The 4593-nt window shown below is 49.9% G+C and carries 6 protein-coding genes and 1 pseudogene; 4 read left to right on the top strand and 3 right to left on the bottom strand.

Annotation, left to right across the window (positions count from 1 at the left end):
- Positions 1 to 112: 112 nt before the first annotated feature.
- The 4 genes from OEL57_RS14455 to OEL57_RS14440 all read left to right on the top strand — a co-directional run bounded on the left by OEL57_RS14455 (position 113) and on the right by OEL57_RS14440 (position 2492).
- On the top strand, positions 113 to 373 hold the full coding sequence (locus OEL57_RS14455; RefSeq protein WP_300741394.1) for a hypothetical protein: 261 nt from the start codon (positions 113 to 115) through the stop codon (positions 371 to 373).
- A gap of 363 nt (positions 374 to 736) precedes the next feature.
- Positions 737 to 877, top strand: a complete 141-nt coding sequence (locus OEL57_RS14450; RefSeq protein WP_300741393.1) for a hypothetical protein — start codon at positions 737 to 739, stop codon at positions 875 to 877.
- Between the two features lie 147 nt (positions 878 to 1024).
- Positions 1025 to 1975, top strand: coding sequence for an AAA family ATPase (locus OEL57_RS14445; RefSeq protein ID WP_300741392.1), 951 nt, complete (start codon positions 1025 to 1027; stop codon positions 1973 to 1975).
- On the top strand, positions 1959 to 2492 hold the full coding sequence (locus OEL57_RS14440) for a helix-turn-helix domain-containing protein (RefSeq protein WP_300741391.1): 534 nt from the start codon (positions 1959 to 1961) through the stop codon (positions 2490 to 2492). The genes OEL57_RS14445 and OEL57_RS14440 overlap by 17 nt, the downstream gene beginning before the upstream one ends.
- 15 nt (positions 2493 to 2507) lie before the next feature.
- Here OEL57_RS14440 and OEL57_RS14435 read toward each other — a convergent pair whose 3' ends face one another.
- The 3 genes and pseudogenes from OEL57_RS14435 to OEL57_RS14425 all read right to left on the bottom strand — a co-directional run.
- Positions 2508 to 3338, bottom strand: coding sequence for a CvfB family protein (locus OEL57_RS14435; protein ID WP_300741390.1), 831 nt, complete (start codon positions 3336 to 3338; stop codon positions 2508 to 2510).
- A 10-nt stretch (positions 3339 to 3348) separates the two neighbouring features.
- Positions 3349 to 3948, bottom strand: coding sequence for a PqiC family protein (locus OEL57_RS14430; protein WP_300741389.1), 600 nt, complete (start codon positions 3946 to 3948; stop codon positions 3349 to 3351).
- Positions 3945 to 4593: pseudogene (locus OEL57_RS14425) on the bottom strand (mammalian cell entry protein); the annotation flags it as partial. The gene OEL57_RS14430 and the pseudogene OEL57_RS14425, both read right to left, overlap by 4 nt.

Raw genomic sequence — 4593 nt, 5'->3', positions numbered from 1 at the left:
GTATATCCTTTGATGAAAGGCTGGCGATTTTTCGTCTTTTTCATGACGATGATGAGCTTGGGACTGCTGTCGAGCCGTGCTCAGCCGGATTAGTAACTGAAGGATTCGCGCAATGAACTTTCCAATCAGGAGCAAATACCTTTCCCCTCTTGAGCTTCAATATGCAGAGTTGAAAAAACAGTCTGTTGTTGATCAAAACAACAGACAGCCCCCAAGCGGCGCAAAAGCTCCTAGAACAGCCAATATCACAGATGAAGTAACTCTCTCTTCAGCACCACTGGATACGGATGAAACAACTAAGCGCAAGCCGTCTCAACCTGTTACAATCGATGAAATGCAGGCTCTGAGAGGCCTGCTTTCCATCTATGCGTAAGCAGCAAGAACCACACGACGGAGTCTATTACTGGTTCTGAAGTGTCAGTTTTGCCAGCACCAGCAGCACCATAGTAATAAATACAGGACGGATAAAAGCTGCGCCCTTTCTGATAACCAGCCAAGTCCCAATCCTTGCTCCCGGAAACTGGCCAACTCCCATTATCAAGTGTGACCAAAACCAAGTCAACTCCGCTTTTTGTAGTATTCACCGCCATTGTGTCCGGCGTTGCCCATGTTTTTGATCTTGGCTTCGTAGAGGTGAGGGGGTTCGTGTTTTTCTGTCTGGAAACGGAAGCGTAGTTCATCGATATGGTCGATGATCTCCCGCAGGTTGTAGCCGCTGTATATCTTGTCTGTGCGGATGGCAATAAAAGATGTTGCTGCCCTGGGTTATTTTGTGGACATCTACGATCTGGTGTTGTTCAGCATTGTGCGGGTGCCCAGTCTGAAGGCGCTGGGACTGTCCGGCAAGGATCTGGATTGCTTTGAGGAGTTTCTTTAAGCAACATCCGCCCCTGTCGAATACGCTTCAAGAATCGTTATCCCACGATATGCCTGACACGCCGGTTCTGCTGACAGGGGTTGCATAGATGTATTTTGTTGGTATACCTATGGTATGATAAGTAACTGCACAAACACTTGGAGATCAATGGAAGACACCAGTAAACATACAGAAATATGGGCTGTCGGAGGAGGCAAAGGAGGTACCGGCAAAAGTTTTATCACCAGCAGCATGGGTACTTGCCTGGCGCTAAAAGGCCAAAAGACACTACTGTTGGATGCAGACTTGGGCGGGGCAAATTTGCACAACTTCTTTGGGTTGATCACCCCCAAGCTCTCGCTGACGGATTTTTTTGAAAAAAGGGCGATGCTTCAAGACCTGATTGTACACACCGGGATTGCTAACCTGGAACTAATTACCGGCTCAACCGGTTCGCTTGACTCCGAGAGCATTAATTATGCACAAAAACAAAAACTGTTCAGACACATACGCTCGCTTGAAGCGGATAAAATACTGATCGATCTTGGAGGTGGCACGCACATCAACACGCTTGATACGTTCCTGCTGGCCGACAAGATGATCGTTGTGACTGCGCCCGAGATCACTGCCATTGAAAACATGTATCAATTTGTAAAAAGTGTGTATTATCGAAAGCTTAAATCAATCTTTAAGTCCTATGATCTGAATACCGTGGTGCAGGACATCTGGAAGAACCGGACCGCTCATAATATACGTAACCTGAAGGATCTTATTGGCTATCTTAAGCAGGGTTCAGACCGGATACATGACATATTCAATCTTGAAATGTCTGGTTTTGTTGTGCATATCATCCTCAACGAAGTACGATCTCCCAAGGATATCCTGATCGGCGAAAACCTGAAGAGGGCCTGCGTTAATTTTCTCGGCCTGCAGGTTGTTTACTCGGGCTATGCAAGCTACGATGAAGCGGTACATAAAAGTATCAATAACAAAGAGGCGTTTATGCTTTTCAATCGCCTTTCGCCGGTCATTAAAGAGATCAGGCAATTGACAGAAAACATCGAAACAGAGACTTGCTTTTCTGCACCCGAGGACATTCTTGATGGAAGAATACCATGACTATCTAGAGCTACTAGAACTATCACAAGATTCAACCCCCGCAGATATCTGCAGAAGGTACCGCTATCTCAAAAACCTGTATTCCGGAGATTCCATTGAGATCAGGGCGCTTAACAACGATTTTTCCGAGGAGATCAGGGCAGATTTTCTTCTTCGCCTTGATGATGCATTTAAGAAGCTCAACGAGCTGTCTGAAAAAAGCAGGGATGGAGCAACACGGCCCAGAACAGATCAGGATGATGAACTGCGCCTCTGGCTTACGCAGATCGATTGTTTTACAGGATCAATACTCAGAAGTATCCGGGAACGGATGAAGGTAGAGTTAAAAACAGTCTTCGCGGCAACCCGGATACAAACGCATTTTCTTGAAGATATCGAAGGAGAGGTATTCGAGTCTTTTCCGGCAGAAGTCTATCTACGTAGCTACCTGATTGAATATGCACGTTTTCTCTCATTGGATACACAGAGGGTCCTCAACGACTACCTGCCCCGCTACCGGGGGAGGGCCGCAAAATAGAAGTAAGTGATGCGGTTACTTCAACTTGATGCCGTCATCAGCCATAACAATCAGACCTTCGCGGTACAGACCGCCCACCGCTTTTTTAAAACTCTTCTTACTTAACTTCAGCAGCTCGGAGATCACTTCCGGGCTGCTTTTATCGTTTAGGGGCAGAAAACCATCTGCAGCATTGGTTAACGCAACCAGGACCAGATCACGATCTGTCTGCGCCTCCTGAGCGCCCCCCTTACGCAGGGTGATATCAATTTTTCCACCTCCATGGATTTTCCTGACATACCCCCGCAACTGCTCGCCTGCCTTTGGCCTGGTATAGAGCTCATTACGGAACAGCATGCCGCCGTAGCGATTGTTGACCACCACTTTGGCTCCCAGATCCGTATAGGCATAGATGAACAGTTCTACGGCATCTCCTTCTGCAAGAGTACCATCGGCAGGCTTCAAGAACCGGTCCAGCCTGGCTGTGGCGGCAATCCTTTTGCTTGCATCCAGATAGACCCTGACCAGGACCTGCTCTCCTTTTTTTACCGGAGCAAGTTGCTCGCCAAAGGGCAGCAACAGGTCTTTGTCCAAGCCCCAGTCAAGAAAAGAGCCGACCTTGGCATTGGTGTCTTTTACCGTGAGCAGGGCAAAATCCCCCACCACAGCGTAGGGTTTCTGGACCGTTGCCACCGGGCGATCCTCTGAATCAAGGTAGACAAACACCTCAAGTTCGGTTCCGACACTTGCATCTTCGGGAATAAATTTACCCGGCAGCAGGATATCACCTTCTTCCAAGGCTAAAAAAGCACCCGACGGGGTGATTCTGGCAATTTTAAGACGGTGGTACTGGCCAATCAACTGCATAGGGACACTCTCATTCTTTTGTTTGTAGACTGCGTAGGGATTTGACCATTTCTTTGGACAGGGTTGCAACTGCCCGACTGTAGCCAGCCACAACCGCTTCATAGTCAGCAGAACTGATCGGTTCAAACAGTTTTGAGCGACCTGTTGTCGACTTGGTATCTTTTGCACTGCGAGCCTCCCAGAGTGCGTCAACCACAACCGTGTTACCCGCCAGTTCAAAACGCTGAAAATCCACAAAAAGCCGATAGTCTGCACTGTTTGCCGCATGTTGAGGGTAGGCTGAGACACGGTCACTGTTCATCAGACGGGAAATGTTTTCTGCCAACAGCCGAGGTAGTGCCGACTTCAGTGGTTCTGCCCAGCGCTGGCTTTCAAGGATGGCAACCCGCGTCCCTGCATCCGGCACCACCAACTGGGGCCGGTCAACCAGCTCTGGCAACGTTACTGATGCAATGGCAATGCTGGGGCCTTCCAGCCTGGGGGTCGTCACCTCAGCCACCAGCGGTGTCAGGGTATAAAAGGTGGTCTGGGGTGATCTCCCGCAACCAGCCAGCAGAACCAGGCCGGACAGGCCGCACACCACGGCGGCAAGCAAGGGTTTGGTACTCATCGCAGATCCTCCTTTTTGCCACGGAGCAGTGCTTCAGGGTTACGCTCCAGATACTCACCCAGCACCCGTAATGACTGGGCCGCCCGCCCCAATTCACGCAGGGTGTCACGCAGATCAACCTGCAGCGGCGCATCAGCCGACATGGTCTGTTTGACCTCTGCCAAGGCCCTGTTGGCACCGTCCAGGGTCTTGCGGACATCCTCCATCATCAGCCGCGTTTCCGGTACCACAGTTGTATCAATATTCTTCAGCAGTTTATCAGCACTCTTCAGGGTTGCATCCAGCGACTGCACGGTTTTGCGTGCATCACCGGTCAGCTCTTCCAGCGGCATTTTCTCAAGCTTCTGCACTATCTTCATCAGCGAAGTCTGGAACTGCGTCATATTGCCGCCAATGGTAGGCAGCAGGGCAGGATTCCTGCTCCAGTTGATTCTGGCCGGTGAGGCTTCAGGAAAGAAATCCAGGGCCACATAGAGTTGGCCGGTGAGCAGGCTGCCGCTTTTCAGCTGCGCCCGGAAGCCTTTTTGAACCATGGCATCCAGCAGCTTGTGAGAATCTGCGAGCGATTTCTGATCTGAAGAGGAAGAGGAACGGGGTTTGAGCCGTTCAGGATAGAACCGGTTCCGGACCACCATGGTCACATTT

This window comes from Trichlorobacter sp. (assembly GCF_030247655.1).
GTDB lineage: Bacteria > Desulfobacterota > Desulfuromonadia > Geobacterales > Pseudopelobacteraceae > Trichlorobacter.
The sequence above is the reverse complement of the archived record's forward strand: the minus strand, read 5'-3'. Positions and strand labels throughout refer to the sequence as shown.

What these genes read in the sequence shown, in the direction of transcription:
- OEL57_RS14455 (WP_300741394.1), top strand. Translation starts at nt 113, where the DNA reads ATGAACTTTCCAATCAGGAGCAAATACCTTTCCCCTCTTGAGCTTCAA.
- OEL57_RS14450 (WP_300741393.1), top strand. Translation starts at nt 737, where the DNA reads ATGGCAATAAAAGATGTTGCTGCCCTGGGTTATTTTGTGGACATCTAC.
- OEL57_RS14445 (WP_300741392.1), top strand. Translation starts at nt 1,025, where the DNA reads ATGGAAGACACCAGTAAACATACAGAAATATGGGCTGTCGGAGGAGGC.
- OEL57_RS14440 (WP_300741391.1), top strand. Translation starts at nt 1,959, where the DNA reads ATGGAAGAATACCATGACTATCTAGAGCTACTAGAACTATCACAAGAT.
- OEL57_RS14435 (WP_300741390.1), bottom strand. Translation starts at nt 3,338, where the DNA reads ATGCAGTTGATTGGCCAGTACCACCGTCTTAAAATTGCCAGAATCACC.
- OEL57_RS14430 (WP_300741389.1), bottom strand. Translation starts at nt 3,948, where the DNA reads ATGAGTACCAAACCCTTGCTTGCCGCCGTGGTGTGCGGCCTGTCCGGC.